The sequence below is a fragment of the Fodinibius sp. genome, assembly GCF_041642155.1.
Classification (GTDB): domain Bacteria; phylum Bacteroidota; class Rhodothermia; order Balneolales; family Balneolaceae; genus Fodinibius.
Window position 1 is genome coordinate 1 of sequence record NZ_JBEPWZ010000010.1, and the last position, 16,309, is coordinate 16,309.

A 16,309-nucleotide genomic window follows, 5' to 3' on the forward strand; every position below is an offset into this window, starting at 1 on the left:
GATCTTCAGGGCAACTTCAATGCCCGAACAAGCGGGGGGCACATCGACCTCAATAACATTCGCGGTGTCGTTGAAGCTCAGACCAGCGGGGGTAATATCGAAGCCGATTTTATATCGCTAGCCTCTTCTACTGATCTTAAAACAAGCGGTGGTAATATTGATATCACGCTGCCTCGCAAAGAGGGAGCTAATCTCAACCTGAAAGGCAGCTACGTCCACTCTAAACTCACTAATTTTTCGGGTGATAGCAAGCGGAATGAAATAACGGGAACCATAAACGGCGGAGGCCCCCTGGTCTCGGCCCGTACTTCGGGGGGATTAGTAGTCCTCGCATTTCAGTAATTAACCGGGCTCGCGCTCCTTCATTTATTTTCATTTTCTCGCCGGGAACCGGGGGGCTTGATCTCCGGTTCCCGTTGATTTATTCAAGGCTGAGAGCGTGTTCGGTAAAATCATTTCCCATCGGTCTTAACCTGTTTATCTATGGTTTCGCCCGTTATAACCATGATATGTGCCCAGGGCGTACCCGGCTCCATAATCCAGGGTGCTCCTTCACTGACCGGTTTCTTAGCCAATCCGGTAGAGGCTTCGGTGGCAAACGGAATATAGACCACATAGGTGGGGGAGACCTCTTTTGCTGTAGAATTCTCATAATTAAAAGCGTCGGCCGGACCCGATAAAGAATATAAAGCCATCGGTTTCTCAGGCATCGGCAGTTGCCCGGATTTTATCTCGGAACGTCGAATCAGGTCCACTTCTTTGCGTGACATCCCCTTCGCCTTCAATTCCCGTCCCCGTTCCATAAAAGGATCAAGATCCTTGTGATAACAGGCAACGTGGAACTCCGAATCCCGCGGGTTGTCCGCTATACAAATTAAATTATTCGTCCCCTCTCTCAGCGTAGACAAGGTGGTATCGGCATTGTACCCCAACACCATCGCCCCGGCCTGCATACTCTCGGGAGCGGCGCTTACTGCCGCTGAAATTTGCTGCCGAGAATCAGGCAGGGTTTGCTGTCCCACCACAGTACCCGTAGCAGTAAAGAACATCCATATCCACCCCACTATTATCAGTGACCATTGCATTTGACAACCCATAGGAACCTTCTTTTAAAATAAAAATTGAGTAAAATATACGAATTCCATCATGCTTTTCATCATGTAATTCGTATATAGAGTCAAAAAGGCTGTATTTAATATAATGATTACACGCACCAATTAGGGCTTACATCACCAGTTAAACAAAGCCTATCAATAAAAAGCTTTGAAAAAACCAGGAATTTTAGTCAATATCAAAGCCTGACCGTATTCAAATCCACAGCATATATTTTAAAGGTGTATGTGAAGATTTTGAATGCGCGAAAACGCAGAGATTGGCCAAAAGAACGGTTTGGCAAAATCTATTAACATTAATATGTCTTTTACATCAATAAAAAGGAGTAATTATGAGTTATTCAAGACGTGATTTTCTTTCCCATCTTTCGCTCGGTCTCGGTTCGGTAGTTGCTCTTCCGGGCCTTACCATGCTTGATAATACAAAGCGTCTTTCTTCGGCTGCAGGCCTGGCTGAACTTCCCGAAAGTGAAAAACTCGGGGTGGCCCTGGTCGGACTTGGCAGGTATGCAACCGGACAGATTGCCCCGGCCCTGCAGGAGACAACACTGTGCAGGCTGGCGGGCATTGTAACCGGCACGCCTCGGAAGGAGGAAGAATGGGGCCGGAAATACGATCTTCCGGAGTCCAATATCTATAACTATGAGACCTATGACCAGATAGCCGATAACGACGATATTGATATCATCTATGTGGTATTGCCCAACAGCATGCACGCCGAGTACTCCATCCGGGCCGCTGAGGCCGGCAAGCATGTTATTTGCGAAAAACCGATGGCCACTTCGGCCAGGGACTGCCAGCGTATGATTGATGCCTCCCAAAAAGCCGGACGCAAGCTTTCGATCGGCTATCGCCTGCATTTCGAGCCTCATAATAAAGAAATGATGCGGCTGGGCCGCAGTGAGGTACTGGGAAACGCAGAACAGATGAGTGGCACCCACAGTTTTCCCCTGAACGACCCCGGCGCCTGGCGTCTTGACAAAGAGCTGGCGGGCGGGGGACCCCTGATGGATGTAGGCATTTATGTGATACAGGCCGGTCTTTATACCATGGGACAGCTGCCGACGTCGGTCATGGCCTGGGATGAAACGCAAAACCCTGAAAATTTCCCGGAAGTGGAAGGGACGATACGGTGGGAGCTGAACTTCCCGAAGGATGCCGTGCTTTACGGCGAGTCGAGTTACGAAGATCGCGGAAATAACTTTCGTTTGGAAGCGACCAATGGGTGGGCGGAACTCAGTCCCGCTTACAGCTACAGCGGCATCCGGGGAGACACCAGTGAAGAACCCATGGATTTTCCGCAGGTCAATCAGCAGGCTCTGCAAATGGATGACTTCGCCCGCTGTATCCTCGAAGACGACCGGACCATCGTGCCCGGAGAGATGGGCAAGCGCGACATGATTATTATGGAAGCTATTTACGAGTCAGCCGAGACGGGTCGGGAAGTATCTCTGGATTTCGATAAAGAAGAGGGATATATACGCCCGCTTGCGGAATGATTCCGGCAGGATACTCAGTTACTCCAGGACAAACCGAAAGGTGATGGTCCCCCACTGTGCCTGCTGGGGCACGCCGGAGGGCAGGCGGGAAAAGCGCCAGCTTCGAAGGGTCCGCAATACTTCCCGCTCTAATTCGGGATTCATTTTCTTCAGAGGGATAATACGTCCGATCGTGCCGTCGGGCTTCACTTCAAACCGGATGGTCAGGGTCGCTTCCAAATCCGTGGGGTTTTCGGGCAGCGGCTGTACCATGGGGGAGCGATCGACGTCTCCCTCCCACTCCAATTCATACGGTGCTGATTTTTCCTGCTCGTTACCCGTGCCCTGGTCCGACTGAATATCGCCGGTCCTCCCCTGCGGGTCCCCACTGCTTTCCGCCCCCTCCTGCCGAACTTCATCCTGCTCCGTCTGGGGCGGGACCGTCACTTCCTGCTGTTCTTCCGTCGCCGTTTCTTTTTCGGGATCTACCTCGTCCGTATCAGGGGTTTGAACTTCTTCCTCCTCTATCTCCTCGGTCTGATCCGCCAAATCAACCTGCTTGGCTGTTTCCTCTGTTGTTTCCTGCTGCTCCTCGGCGGGATCCGGCGTCTCAGGATCCGGATTTTCCGGTTCTGTTTCCGAGGGGTCCGGACGCGTGGCCACCTCCTCATTTTGCTGTTCGGCAAACTCGGCCGGCGAGCCCGACTGAAACTCACCAAACTGGACTTCGATAAAAGAGGGACGGGCCTTGGTTTGAATGGTAAAGGAATATAACAAAAATATGATTACCAGCACTACATGCACCCCACCCGTGACCAACAGGGCAAAACGATCTTCTTCTTTTTGGAATGTAGGTAGTTCCATGTACGGGCTGTTATTGTGAAGTTTGTTCGGTAGCCATCACAATATTTAACTGTAACGCTTTGGCAACATTCATTACACGGACCGCATTATCGACGATAGCATCTTTGTCGGCCCGCAATACCAGGGTGCCCTCCGGGTTCTCATTTTTGGCTTCCTGCAGTGAGGAGGCCAGCATGCCTTTCCCGGTCAGCTCCCCATTTACAAAGAACTCTCCGTCTTTCGTAACCGCCACATTAATAAATTGCGAGTCGGTCTGCGCACCGGTTTCCGCTTCGGGAATATTCACCTTAATACCGAAGTTCGTAACAAAGGAAGAGGTCAGCAGGAAGAAAATCAGCAGCAACAATACAATATCTGTCAGTGACGACTGTGAAAACATCGTCAGCGGCTCCATTTTATTTTCATCTTCTCTAAAGTCCATTACCGTACCTTCTGTGCTTCTTGTTTCTTTTTATTGGATGGCGACTGCAGCATATCGATAAAATCCGCCGATGCATTTTCTAACTCATGAACGGTACGATTTATTTTGCCAAGCAGAAAATTATAAAACCCGTAGGCAATGATACCCACAATCAGACCGGTCGCGGTGGTGATCAGCGCTTCCCAGATACCCCCTGCCAGCACGCTGGGATTCACATTTCCCTGCAGCGACTGAATATCCATAAAGGCTTCGATCATTCCGGTTACCGTCCCCGTAAACCCGACCAGCGGGGCAACACCCGCAATCGTTGCCAGCCAGTTCATTCGCTTTTCGAGATGAAAGATCTCTTTTTTCCCGGCATTGCTGATAGCACTTTCAATATCCCGGATGGAACGACCCAGCCGACGAATTCCGGCTTTAAGAATGCGGGCCAGAGGCTTGTCGATACTATCACAATACGTTAAAGCGCGCTGGCGGTCCCCGTCCTTCAGCATTCCCTCGACGGTGCGCAGGAAGCCATCTACTTCAATACGGGAGTTATTGAGCGACCGCCACCGTTCAGCAATCACAAAAATGGCAACAATTGACAAGATAAACAGAGGAATCATCAGCACGCCCCCCTCTGCAAGCAGTTCCAGCATCGACATGCTCTCCTGCTGGGCTGCCAAGTCCAGGCTGTCAGCTATTGCTGAGGTATCTACGACTGAGGTATCCGGTTGAGACTGTATCCAAAAGAAAAGTAAGGCTTGCATAAAATTGATCCTCTATGTTACAACTATATGGTTAAAAACGATTTATAAAGTTATTATTTTGATAAGGTTCAGGCAGTTCCCGGACCGCTTCCTGGGCTGCACTGATGGTGGAAAATTGACCGATACCCACCCGGTAATACGTACTTCCGTTGATATCCGTCTCCTTTATCCTGGTACGAAAACCTTCTTGCACCAGGCCCTGCTTTTTCTCTTCGGCCAGCTCCATAGTGCGCAGAGAGTGTACGACGATCGTGAAAAAGCCACTGTCAATGTCCTCGTTAAACTCGCCATACAAACCGTACGGCTCTGTTTCAACGGTTGAAGTCGGTGTCTCATTGCCCTGCTCGCCGGGCGGTTCAGGCTGCTGTTCCGCAGGTTCGGCATTATCCCCCCCTTCTCCGATTGCCTGCTCGCCGGGCTGCCCGGCATTTTCCCGCTCCATACGCTGCTGCTCAGCAGGAGGACCGGGAGACGGGGAGCTTTCGCTGCCAGCCCCATGGGATCCAAACAGGCCAAAATCGTAGGCCAGCCACCCGGCGACAGATAAAGTAAGAATTACAGCGAGAATTACAATAGCTTTCCCCAGCGGATCGTTATCAAGAGATTTGGTCGCTTCCTGCGAACCCACTTCCGCCTTCGCGGCAGCTGGTGCTGCCGGTACCGGCGGGGCTGCAGAATCTTCGTTATCCCCGTCCTGCATTTCTTCCTGCCGGAACACCGGGTCCCTGTCTGCCTGCTCCTTCGGGGGCGCCCCGGGCGATATCTCCGGCGGCGGTACGGACTCTGTTTCCGGGATTTCTTTTTCGGGAGAATCCGAGCCATTGCCGTTTAGTTCAGGGACCTCAATCTCTTTCTCCCGGGACTCCGGTACTTCCGCTTCATCCGGCCGCCCCGCCACCGGTACGTCCGTGCCATCCGGCTCTTTAAAAGCGCCAATGAGCTCAATCGGCTTCATGCCGGCGTATTTGTTATTAATTTCCGTTGACAGGATCTCCGAGGGTACAAACTCCAATCGATCCTGAACCGTCTTAAACGTTCCAAATCCCTCAATACGAACGGGGTCCCGGCCGGTTTCAACCCGTTGGATATGATTGGTCAGCTCCGCAAACTGCTGGCCCACACGATCCTCATCCATGCCCGTCCGTTCGGCAAGCAGTGTTATCAATTGTTCTCGGTTAACCGTTGTCATGACTGGAGTTGCTTTTCAGGGGTAAAGCTGATGGTATCCTTGGGCGGCATCATTACAACACGACCATTGTCGTACTGTTTTTGAAACTGTTTCCGGTGTTCAACGCGGAAAGAACCCACGCCGTCAATTCTAACGCTATTTCTTTGAGCTATTTGTTCCCGCACAACTTCAACAAATGCCTGCACAAACTCCTGATCCATCCTGTATGTCACCAAAACTATAGTTTAAAAGTGAGTCCGCCATAAATCTGCAGGGGACGCTCTACATATCCTTCCCACTGCTGGTACTGTTGATCCAGGAGGTTAACGACTTTCCCGTATATCCCGATCTTGTCGGTGATCGACAGGTCAAGCTGTCCCCCCACCAACAGGTAATCCTCCATATCCTGTCCCTGGTCGTTTTCACGTATACCGCGGTAATCGGCCCAGCCTTCGATCGTCATCCCGTCGAACAGCTTCAACCCGAATCCCGAATTCAAGCCCAGCTTTTCCGAATAGGGAATACGTCCCCCGTCCCGCAGCTCCGGAAGCTGTGCATACGCTTCTCCGCTCAGCCAAAATTTTTCCGGTACCACCTGGTGGGTAGCCGCGGCATACAGGCGGATGTTCGTGGCATCGGCATACCGTACCTTGTAGAACAGCAGCTGATCCGGATTTGTGGCAACGGCGTTCCGTTCAAAGATGGGGTGATGAGAAATATCCTCGAAGAGAATGCCGCCCGACAGGCTCCCGACTTCGGAATAGGTCAGCTTCAGCTCACCCGAGCCGTACATTTTGTACGTATGCCGAAAGTTATTGCCGGAATCCAAAAACCGGTTGGTGGTATGCAGCTGTTCCGCCGTGCGCACATAGGGCTTTGCTCCGATATTACCAATCAGGGTAGCCCCTTCAAAAAGCGGCAGTTCAATAGTTGCATCGGGACCAAAGTATATTTTGTCTTCAAACGCATCGGATCCATAAAAAATGCTGGCATCCACGGTCAGGTGCAGTTCATAGTTAAACAGTCGCTGGTATTCAACGCCTGCTTGTCCCGTCATCCACTGGTCGGCCACCAAGCTATTGCTGTAATCGCCCATCCGTCCGCCCAGTTTGGCCGTAATGGTTTCCGTGGGACTGGCTCCCGCCCACCGTTTTGAGAGCGAAATGTTATACACCCCTTCATCCGTCTGATCGGAAAGATCGCCGGCCAGCACCCTGGCATCATAATATCGCATATGAGCCTGTACCTGCCATCCCGCCACGCCGTTTTTCATGCGCTCGAGATTCGCCCCGATATCAAATCCGCCATACTCTTTGCGCGGGCTGTCGGGAATATCCAGGGAAGTTTCCACGCCATACATGTGATTAAAGCTGTTCTGCAGACCCAGGTCCAATCCCAGGCGCGTCTGTTCGTCTAATTTGGTTGCAAACTCCCCGTTGGCGGTTAAAAATCGAAAGCTGCTCGCCTGCCCGTCCAAGTGTCCCTCGGAAGAAGAAAAATCCAGGTCACCGCCGACATAACTCTTGTCATTCAGTCGAGTTACGCCCCAGAAGTTGGCTTCGGGACTGGTATAGCTGCCCCCGCCCACCCGTCCGAAGGCGTTAATATCCGGCGAATAGTGCAACCGGGCATAGGGAGGCGGATCAGGCCGGGCCATATCACTTATGGGAAGGTCGGCCACAACTTCTTCGCGGCTTTCAATATAGGGCATGCGGTCGGGATCTACCCTGTAGACTCGAGAAGCAGGCTCAAAACCAAGGATCGGCTGCCGCCGAAGTCCGGGAAAACGCGCATTAAACTCGCTGCGAATTTCAATATCCTGTGGATCTATTTCCGGCAGCATCGCATCGTCCTCCCCGCCCTGCCGGTCCTGGGCAGCCAGTGGAAAAGCAACGATTGCTATAAAAATCGATAAAAAAGTACCAGTTAAAATGCGTTTCATGGGTTGTTGGATAATTACAGTAAAGGCTGAATGCCGATGAAAATCAGTTTTAATGTACTAATTTTTTAGCAACGATTAATGCCCAATTGCCGGACTTTTATACCTGGCTGAGGTTCTTCTGTTTCGACTAAAGTACAAAAATAATAATTAGACGGCGGTCACACCACCGGTTTACCCGCTTTAGTTGAACGAAGTTTATCGATAAATAGTACAATAGGCGTAATACAGGCCACGAAAATAACCATGCTGGCGTGCGTAACCGTTGCATAGGCGATGCCGGTGACCGCCGGCACGGCAAACAGCACCAGCAGCGACTGCTTGACAAAATAATGATAGGTACCCAGTCCCCCGGGCGAGGGTATCGCAATGCCGATGGCGGAAATGACGGTAATCACCAGCGCATCCAGCATATCCAGGCGATAAACTTCCTGCATATCGAACATCCAGAACGGGATGTAGGTCATCAGCGTATAACAAAACCAGATAAGGGCCGTATAAAGCATGAAAAGCCACCAGCGCTCTACCTTGCGCGCCGAAAGGATGCCGTCCTTAAACATCACGAGCGCATCTCTGGCCCGATCTATCCAGCCTTGCAGCAGGGGCGACTTCCTGCCCAGGTATATGATAGCCCTGATCAACAGGTAGCCGATAAAAGCAACAATACCCAGAAGCAATATGGTCCACCCGTAGGTCAACAAGCTGGATTCATTGGTCAGAAAGTTGATGGTGTCATCGCCGAAAATCTGTTTCAGCAGTGCGAGATCGGCGATAATATATACCGATACAACGGCCATCAGAAAAAACATGACCACCACATCCACAATGCGCTCCAGCACAATGGTCCCGATCAGTTTAGACGTACTTAATCCCTCTTTCTTGGCTACATACATCGGGCGGGAAACCTCCCCCAGCCTCGGACCTACCAAGTTCATCAGATAGCCTACCAACACCCCCGAAATAAGCGTTGAACTGTCCAGCCCTTTCTTGTCATGTTCAATCAGCAGCCGCCAGCGCTCCGCACGAAATACATGGCTGCAAAACGCTGCTATTGCAAAAGGCAGAATCCACCCGAACTGTATATTCTTGGTATAATCCCAAACCTCCTGCAGGCGGACATTGCGAAACGCCAGCCACAGAAAAACGGCTCCCAGGATCAGGGCAAGACTAATTTTCAAAAAACGTTTAAGCATATTGGATTAAGCCGAATTTTCCACAGGTTTTAGCAATTGACTTGGCAGCATCCCATTAGTTTCGCATATCAACAACTTCGGCTCCTTCCGGGTAATCGAGAAGAAACATCTCTTGTTTCGCCGGAACAAATTCTCCGCCATGAAATTGCGTCGTTATAATATTATCCACCGGATCTACGGCGCGAATCTTCAGGGGTATAAGGTCGCGGGAAAGAAAAATTTCTACTTTCTTATAGATGGCAAAGGCATCGTCAGAGGCCAGTCGAATATAAAACTGGTCGTCGCGGCGCTCCTCAACCTCTACGGAGAACGTCGAATCGATGCCGTTGAGAATGCGCGAGGGTGCAAAATCATCTTCCGAGGGCTCATATTTGCTTATGATGACCCGGTTCCGGTTGTTGTCATAGACCATGGAGGTTTTTCCGTTCACCACGACTGACTGATGATCGGCCCGTACCTTGTACCGCTCCCGGCCCACCCATATCCATCCGTCGCTGGATACGGTATCACCAGTATAAGAATCAACAGACCGGTGTTGAAAGTCGGCCGAAAAAATTTGGCCTTTTTCAAACTTCTCTTTCAACTGCGAAAATGGTTTTTCCTGGGCAAGGAGGGTCGTCGTGACGCCTGACAAAAGGAGCGTACAGGCCAGAACCCGTAAGAGGTTAGCGATTGAATTCGTCCAATTCATCTAATAGTTGTTCTAATTCTTCTTCATCTTCCACCAGTACGTCGCGTGCCGTGCTGCCCTGATAGGGACCGACGACACCCGCATTAAACAACTGGTCGATAATACGTCCAGCCCGGTTATAGCCGATTTTCAGCTTGCGCTGCAGCAACGACACCGAACCCTGCTGGTGCAGTACAACAATTTTTGCAGCTGCTTCAAACAGCTCATCGATATCCTCCAGCGGATCGGGAATATCACCACTCGAAGATTCATCTTGGATAACTGGTAGCTGGTACTTTTTATTATACCCGCGCTGGTTTCCGATAAATTCGGTAATCTCCTCCACCTCTTCAGTCGATACGAAAGCATTCTGAATGCGGGTCATGCCCCCGCCGTTGGTGAACAGCATATCCCCGCTCCCGATAAGCTGGTCGGCCCCTCCGGTATCCAGGATCGTTCTTGAATCCACTTTCGAAGCCACCTGATACGCAATCCGTGCCGGAAAGTTAGCTTTGATGGTGCCGGTAATAACGTTGACGGAGGGACGCTGGGTGGCCACTACCAGGTGGATGCCTACCGCTCGTGCCAGCTGGGCCAGCCGCGCGATCGGTTCTTCAATCTGCTTGCCGGCCGTCATCATCAGGTCGGCCAGTTCATCGACCAGCACGACGATATAAGGAAGGTGGCGGTGCCCTTCTTCCTCGTCCAGCTCACCGTTGTCAAATTTTTCGTTATACGAGCGGATATCCCGAACCATCCCCTCTTTCAGCAGGTCGTACCGCTCATCCATCTCCATAGTAAGGCTTTCCAGGGTTTCCTGGGCTTTGGCGGTATCCGTGACAATGGGATCTTCGGTACCCGGTATGGTCGCCAGGAAATGGTCCTCGATCTTCTGGTAGAGCGACAATTCAATCTTTTTCGGATCAATCATCACGAACTTCAGGTTATCCGGGTGACACTTGTACAACAGGCAGGTGATGATCGTATTGATCCCCACCGTTTTACCGGACCCCGTGGCTCCGGCAATAAGCAGGTGCGGCATCCGGGTGAGATCAACCATAAAAACTTCGTTCTCGATGGTCTTTCCGAACGCCAGCGGCAGCTCATAGTCACTTTCCACAAATTTCTTCGTATTGATGACCGACTTGATATACACGATCTCACGCTTGCCGTTGGGCACTTCAATACCGACCGCCGAGCGTCCGGGAATAGGGGCCATAATGCGCAAGCCCTTGGCAGCGGTCGCCATCTTCAGGTCATTGGCATAACTCTCGATTTTACTGATCTTCACATCGGGTGCCGGGTCAAGTTCGTAAAGCGTTACCGTGGGACCCACAATAGCGTTGATACTGCGGATCTCTATTTTATGGCGCTTCAGCTTATCCAGGATGATGCGTTTATTATCCTTGATCTCGTTGAGATCCACTTCATTGCCCTCGTTTGGCGGCGAGTCGAGCAGTTTCACCGTGGGAAACTTGTATTTAACCCTGGGCACTTCCCGGGCCTTGTCCTTATTCTGGCGATCCAGCTCCCGGTCCCCCGCCTCCTCATCCCCTTCGCCCACATACACCGAAATATCCACATCATCCTCAACGTCCTCGGCAATCTGTTTTTTTTCTATGTCGGCGCGGGGGCGCTGATCCAGCGATTGAACCTCCCGCTGCTCTTTCCGTATACGCTCGCGGTCCTGCTGCTGCGAACGCTCCACAATTTCGTCAATCGAGGTCGGTCCCGGATGTTCCTCCCTGCCGGATTGCCTGCCAGAGGGCCGGGGGGATCGCGATGTTGACCCTGGTTGTGAGGGTGATTGGGATTGGGGTTGCCTCCGCATTTGCTGCTCCGCCTGTTGCTGCTGTTGAACCCTTGCCTGCTGGGCTTCCGTTTCCCTCTGCCGCCGTTTTTCCTCTTTTTGTGCCTGTCGCTCGTCCTGCCAGTCCGCAATCGACATCCTGAAATCCGAAAACCACCCCTTAACCGCATCCACGGTAGTCTGCAGGTCCCGATCCAGCAGTGCCAGAACTGTGGTTACCAACAGAACGGCCAGGATAATAATCGATCCGACGCCGGTTATATTTTGCAAGACCCGCGCCGTAGCAATGCCGGCGGCCCCATTCCATACCGAGGAGTACCAGTCATATTCGGCATTGAACCAGCCCAGGATCGTGGACAAGAGGACCATGCTCCAAATGCCGTAAGCGGTGGGCCAGAGCAGCTGACTGGCATCACGATTTCGAAAGATAACCCAGCCGTAGCACAGGATGATAACAGGGATAAAAAGGCTCATATAGCCAAAAAGCCTATACACAAAAAAGTGTGCCAGGTAGGCGCCTACCACTCCAAGCCCATTTTGAATACGCAGGGCGGGTCCCCGGTCGACGCTAAACAGGTTATCGGTCGAGAGCGACTGAATGAGATTATAATCGGAGGGATGATAACTTAATATACTGAGCCCTATCAGGCCGCCGAGGGCCATCACCAAAATACCAATAATCTCCATTTTTCGGGATTCTGTAAGTCCTCCCAGAAACGTACCCGAACTATTTTTCTTTGCCATAGAAATCCGAAATAATACCTTCTTTCATTACTGGCAGTACCTGCATCTTATTGCGCTGGCAACAATAAGCAATATCTTCCTCGCTAACGAGATCCTTTAACCGAACAGCATAATTTGAGGTTTTGACTGCCTGTTCTATATCATCACCAAATTTCTCATAAAGACCAAAAGCTACTTTGGCCCCGTCTTGCACATTTTGGGGTAATGTTCCGCCTGTAAGTTCGTAAATAATATTTCCAGCACAAAGCAAATCCTCAAGTGCCAGGCGACCCTTCCAGCCCGCACAGACCAGGACAATATCCGTTTCCACTTTCTCAAGAACTGTTATCAGCGTACGCAAGTTGAGAAAGGACCCGATAAGCACCCTGTTTGCCAGGCCCGAACGCTTGATCGCCCTGGTCCCGTTCGTCGTATTCAAGATAATCGTCTTATCTTCTACTATCGCTCCGGTATAATCGAGCGGGGAATTTCCCAGGTCATAGCCTTCAATTTTAACCCCGTCCTTTTCGCCACATAACAGGTAATGCGAGGAGTCGAGATTTTGGGAAATCTTGCTGGCATCTCCCATATCCGCAACCGGAATGACTCCCTTGGCTCTGTTATTCAGGGCGGTAATCATGGTAGAACTGGCCCGCAACACATCAACCACAACCGCTGTTTTGTCTCTCAGTTCTTCCTCTTGAAATGACTGTGATGAAATAAAAACGTCAACCTTGTTATTCATAAATTCGCAACTCATTAACCGTTTATGCTTATGTACTTCTGAAGGAACTAACTTTCTATAAAAGGAGGTTTTTTTATGACAGCCCGTGCTTTCCTGTTTCGAATATCTACAAGAATTGTACGGCCTTCCCCGCTCAACTCCCTGCTCACGTAGCCCATTCCAATATTCTTGTCCATCGTAATGGACCGGGTACCGCTCGTTACAAAACCGATTTGGTTATCCTCTTCATCAAACAGGTCATATCCGGATCGGGGAATCGCCCGCTTGTCCTCGACAACAAAGCCCACTAACTGCCGGGCCGGGCCGGTCTCTTTTACTTCAACGAGCGCCTCTTTTCCGATGAAGTTACCTTTTTCCAGTTTGGTAAGCCAGCCCATTCGTGCTTCGAGGGGGTGCGTATCCTCGGTAATATCATTGCCGTAGAGGGCAAACCCCATCTCCAGGCGCAGCGTATTACGGGCACCGAGTCCACAGGGCTCGATACCAAAGGCCGAACCCGCATCCATAATAGCCTTCCATACGCCTTCGGGGTCCGCCTGATTCTTATTAAAATAGAGCTCAAATCCCTTTTCCCCCGTATAGCCGGTCGCCGAAAGAATCATTTCGTCGCAATTTGCCAGCTTGCCGGTTTCAAACGTATAGAAGGTAATACCGGACAGGTTGGTTTCCGTAAGTTTTTGCAGGGTTTCCACCGATTTTGGTCCCTGTACCGCCAGCAGGCAGGTACGATCCGACCGGTTTTGCAGCTCGGCCTCAAACGAATTATGCCTGGCAATCCATTCAAAATCTTTTTCAATATTCGAGGCATTGACCACCAGCATGTATTCATGCTCCCCCAGCATATATACCAGCAAGTCGTCGACAATGCCTCCATCTTCGTAGCACATGGCCGAATACTGCGCTTCCCCGGGCTTCAGCTCAGAAGCATCATTAATGGTCACATGCTGAATCAACGGCAGGGCCTCCCGGCCCGTGATAAAAAATTCTCCCATGTGCGATACGTCAAACATCCCCACCGCATTGCGAACAGCCTTATGTTCTTTGCGGATACTCTCGTACTGCACGGGCATGTCAAAGCCGCCAAAATCAATAAGCTTTGCTCCCGCTTCCTCATGGAGTTCATAAAAGGGTGTTCGTTTCAGCATGGCCTGTTGTTTAATTGGCGTTTACTCATTACGGACCTGTTGCACTGCTTCTGAATCGAATTACTCTTGGCTCACATTTTTAGCGTTCCTTCCGCCCATTTTTTTAAATGAGAAAAACGAACCCAGCCCATAAGGGACACAGATGAGTCCGATACCGGACTTCCCGGAAAGCTATCACCTTAATTTACCTATCCCACCTGGGGATATTCATAATTTCAGTTGGATAAAATACGCATTTCTGAATAGAATGAAGAATGAATTCTTCAACTCACTGCTATTTAGAAGCTTAGGGCTATGACATCTGTTGCGGGTAAGAAAATACGGGTGAATGCGTTTAGCATGTGGATATAAATCCTTATCTTCTAAAACTAATTTTATTGAGCTTAACCCAACCTTTTTAAAATGCCGATTAACAAGCAGCAAGTACGCACGGCCCTGACCCATGTAATGCATCCCGGGATGGAAAAAGACCTCGTCACCCTCAATATGGTTGAGGACCTTATCGTGCAGGACAGCTTTATTACGTTCACGATCGATCTCCCCGAAAAAAACAGCCGGCTGGAGACCCATCTCAAAGAAAAGTGCGAAGAAGCCATTCGAACGTATGTGGACGAAGGGGCCGTGCTGGATATCACTACGGCGGTTAATATTTCTAAATTCCGGGACCAGGGAGATGATCGTGGAAAGGAGCAGGCCTTTCCAGGCCAGGGACACCGCAAAAAAAAGAAACAGCAAAAAAATGAGGAGGAAGAAGAGCTTCTTTCCGGCGTCAAAAATGTGATCGCCGTAGCTTCGGGCAAGGGCGGGGTTGGCAAATCCACGGTAGCGGTTAACCTCGCCTGCGGACTGGCCCGCACGGGCGCAAAAGTGGGACTGCTGGATACCGATATCTACGGTCCCAGTATCCCTACGATGATGGACACGCATGAGCGTCCCAATATCACAACCCAGAAAAAGCTGATCCCTCTCAAGAAGTATGGCGTACGCTTTCTGTCTATGGGGCTGCTGGTGGACCCCGACCAGGCCATGATCTGGCGGGGACCGATGGTCACCAGTGCGGTCAAGCAGTTTATGGAAGAAGTTGAATGGGGAGACCTCGATTATCTCGTGCTCGACCTTCCGCCCGGAACCGGCGATATCCAGCTGACGCTGGTACAAACCGTGCCGCTGACGGGAGCCATCATCGTGTCCACCCCGCAAACGGTGGCTCTGGATGACGCTCGAAAGGGCGTTGCCATGTTTAAAAAAGTGAACGTTCCGGTGCTGGGACTGGTCGAAAATATGGCCTATTTTATCCCCGAAGACAGGCCCGACAAAAAATATCACATCTTCGGCAAACACGGCGCCCGTGATCTTGCTGAGCGAATCGGCGCCCACTTCCTGGGCGAAATACCGCTGGAACAGGCCGTCCGTGAAAGCGGAGATGCCGGCAAACCGATTGTCCTGGAAGAGGGACTCGAGTCGAGGTCGGCGCAGGCCTTTGTGGAGCTCTCCAATAATGTGATTCAACAACTGGCGATTCGGAATCAGAACCAAAAGCCAACGGAAAAAATAGATATCAAAATTCGCCCGTAGCCTCGCGTGACCGGGTACGTTTTCCGGTTTTCTTTACGAGCCAATCGTAACTATTTGCTATGCAGGTCAATTCTGCGTGTAGACTTGCGCTTGCTTATAAGGTTCACAAGGGGGACTCCTTTTATATTTGGGTAACGTTTAAGAGATTTGAAAGTTACTAAATCCAGGGCGTTCTCTTTTTATAATACCTTGGGAAGACCAGGGGTTTTATTCAAAACCAACCCCTTAGCAATTTCAAAACCGTGGTGTATATGTATATAAAGACTACAGGGGAGGATATTGAAATCGCGAACATGATGAGAATGGGTAGAACAACGGTTTTGCAAAGGTCTCGTTAATTAAAACAGCTGCTCAGTCATTACCCGGACAGCCTGCGTATCGTACCTGCCTTTTGCCGGATGACAGCCCCGGTTTTATGGCCGGGAGAAAGGGAAAGGACAGGCAAATCGAACCCTTCAAACAAAACCATAAAAAATTTTTGTTTTTTAAAATACTACTTTTAACTTAGGGGCAACTGAACGAAATGACTACAAAGTGATAACCATGCGAATGTTCTGCTCTCTTTATATGTGTTGTATGATGGCGCTATGTTGTATGCCTGCATACAAGAAAACCACCTGTAAGAGAGCAATGCTCACATGATTTTTTAAAGATCTTTCTCAGAAGGAAATCAAAAGCCCGCTCATCTTCACAGGTGAGCGGGCTTTTTTATTA

At 50.5% G+C, this 16,309-nt stretch carries 15 protein-coding genes; 3 read left to right on the forward strand and 12 right to left on the reverse strand.

Going from position 1 to position 16,309, the window contains the following annotated elements; translation table 11 throughout:
- Positions 1-342, forward strand: a 342-nt coding sequence (locus ACESLU_RS01570; RefSeq protein ID WP_372634163.1) for a DUF4097 family beta strand repeat-containing protein, incomplete at its 5' end; no start/stop codon positions are given.
- 110 nt (positions 343-452) lie between these two features.
- On the opposite strand, the gene ACESLU_RS01575 is transcribed toward ACESLU_RS01570, so the two are convergent.
- Positions 453-1,097, reverse strand: a complete 645-nt coding sequence (locus tag ACESLU_RS01575; protein ID WP_372634166.1) for a hypothetical protein — start codon at positions 1,095-1,097, stop codon at positions 453-455.
- 347 nt (positions 1,098-1,444) lie between these two features.
- Between ACESLU_RS01575 and ACESLU_RS01580 the strand changes: the two genes are divergently transcribed.
- Positions 1,445-2,611 (forward strand): Gfo/Idh/MocA family protein, encoded by a 1,167-nt coding sequence (locus ACESLU_RS01580; protein ID WP_372634168.1) that lies wholly within the window; start codon positions 1,445-1,447, stop codon positions 2,609-2,611.
- An 18-nt stretch (positions 2,612-2,629) separates the two neighbouring features.
- On the opposite strand, the gene ACESLU_RS01585 is transcribed toward ACESLU_RS01580, so the two are convergent.
- The 11 genes from ACESLU_RS01585 to gcvT form a co-directional block, all read right to left on the reverse strand.
- On the reverse strand, positions 2,630-3,454 hold the full coding sequence (locus tag ACESLU_RS01585) for a TonB family protein (RefSeq protein ID WP_372634171.1): 825 nt from the start codon (positions 3,452-3,454) through the stop codon (positions 2,630-2,632).
- Between the two features lie 10 nt (positions 3,455-3,464).
- Complete coding sequence (locus ACESLU_RS01590) at positions 3,465-3,875, reverse strand: ExbD/TolR family protein (RefSeq protein ID WP_372634174.1); 411 nt, start codon at positions 3,873-3,875, stop codon at positions 3,465-3,467.
- Entirely contained in the window at positions 3,875-4,627 is a 753-nt protein-coding gene (locus ACESLU_RS01595) for a MotA/TolQ/ExbB proton channel family protein (protein WP_372634177.1), read from the reverse strand. The genes ACESLU_RS01590 and ACESLU_RS01595 overlap by 1 nt, the downstream gene beginning before the upstream one ends.
- Positions 4,628-4,658: 31 nt before the next feature.
- Positions 4,659-5,816: an SPOR domain-containing protein gene (locus tag ACESLU_RS01600; protein ID WP_372634180.1), complete on the reverse strand. Its 1,158-nt coding sequence runs from the start codon at positions 5,814-5,816 to the stop codon at positions 4,659-4,661.
- Positions 5,813-6,028 carry an HU family DNA-binding protein gene (locus tag ACESLU_RS01605; protein WP_372634183.1) on the reverse strand — a complete coding sequence of 72 codons (216 nt, stop codon included), beginning with the start codon at positions 6,026-6,028 and terminating at the stop codon, positions 5,813-5,815. Before ACESLU_RS01605 ends, ACESLU_RS01600 begins: the two co-directional genes overlap by 4 nt.
- 5 nt (positions 6,029-6,033) lie before the next feature.
- Complete coding sequence (locus ACESLU_RS01610; protein ID WP_372634186.1) at positions 6,034-7,737, reverse strand: hypothetical protein; 1,704 nt, start codon at positions 7,735-7,737, stop codon at positions 6,034-6,036.
- Between the two features lie 158 nt (positions 7,738-7,895).
- Positions 7,896-8,927, reverse strand: coding sequence for a lysylphosphatidylglycerol synthase transmembrane domain-containing protein (locus tag ACESLU_RS01615; RefSeq protein ID WP_372634189.1), 1,032 nt, complete (start codon positions 8,925-8,927; stop codon positions 7,896-7,898).
- A gap of 55 nt (positions 8,928-8,982) precedes the next feature.
- Positions 8,983-9,618 (reverse strand): outer membrane lipoprotein carrier protein LolA, encoded by a 636-nt coding sequence (locus ACESLU_RS01620; RefSeq protein ID WP_372634192.1) that lies wholly within the window; start codon positions 9,616-9,618, stop codon positions 8,983-8,985.
- A complete protein-coding gene (locus ACESLU_RS01625; protein ID WP_372634195.1) occupies positions 9,593-12,151 on the reverse strand; it encodes a DNA translocase FtsK in 2,559 nt (852 codons plus the stop codon). Before ACESLU_RS01625 ends, ACESLU_RS01620 begins: the two co-directional genes overlap by 26 nt.
- A complete protein-coding gene (locus ACESLU_RS01630; RefSeq protein WP_372634198.1) occupies positions 12,135-12,875 on the reverse strand; it encodes a 2-phosphosulfolactate phosphatase in 741 nt (246 codons plus the stop codon). Before ACESLU_RS01630 ends, ACESLU_RS01625 begins: the two co-directional genes overlap by 17 nt.
- Positions 12,876-12,922: 47 nt before the next feature.
- Complete coding sequence (gene gcvT / locus ACESLU_RS01635; RefSeq protein ID WP_372634201.1) at positions 12,923-14,020, reverse strand: glycine cleavage system aminomethyltransferase GcvT; 1,098 nt, start codon at positions 14,018-14,020, stop codon at positions 12,923-12,925.
- Positions 14,021-14,422: 402 nt separating this feature from the next.
- Here gcvT and ACESLU_RS01640 point away from each other — a divergent pair, with 402 nt between their 5' ends.
- The gene (locus ACESLU_RS01640) at positions 14,423-15,595 is read left to right on the forward strand and encodes a P-loop NTPase (protein WP_372634204.1); all 1,173 of its coding nucleotides are present in this window, start codon (positions 14,423-14,425) and stop codon (positions 15,593-15,595) included.
- The last annotated feature ends 714 nt before the right edge of the window (positions 15,596-16,309 follow it).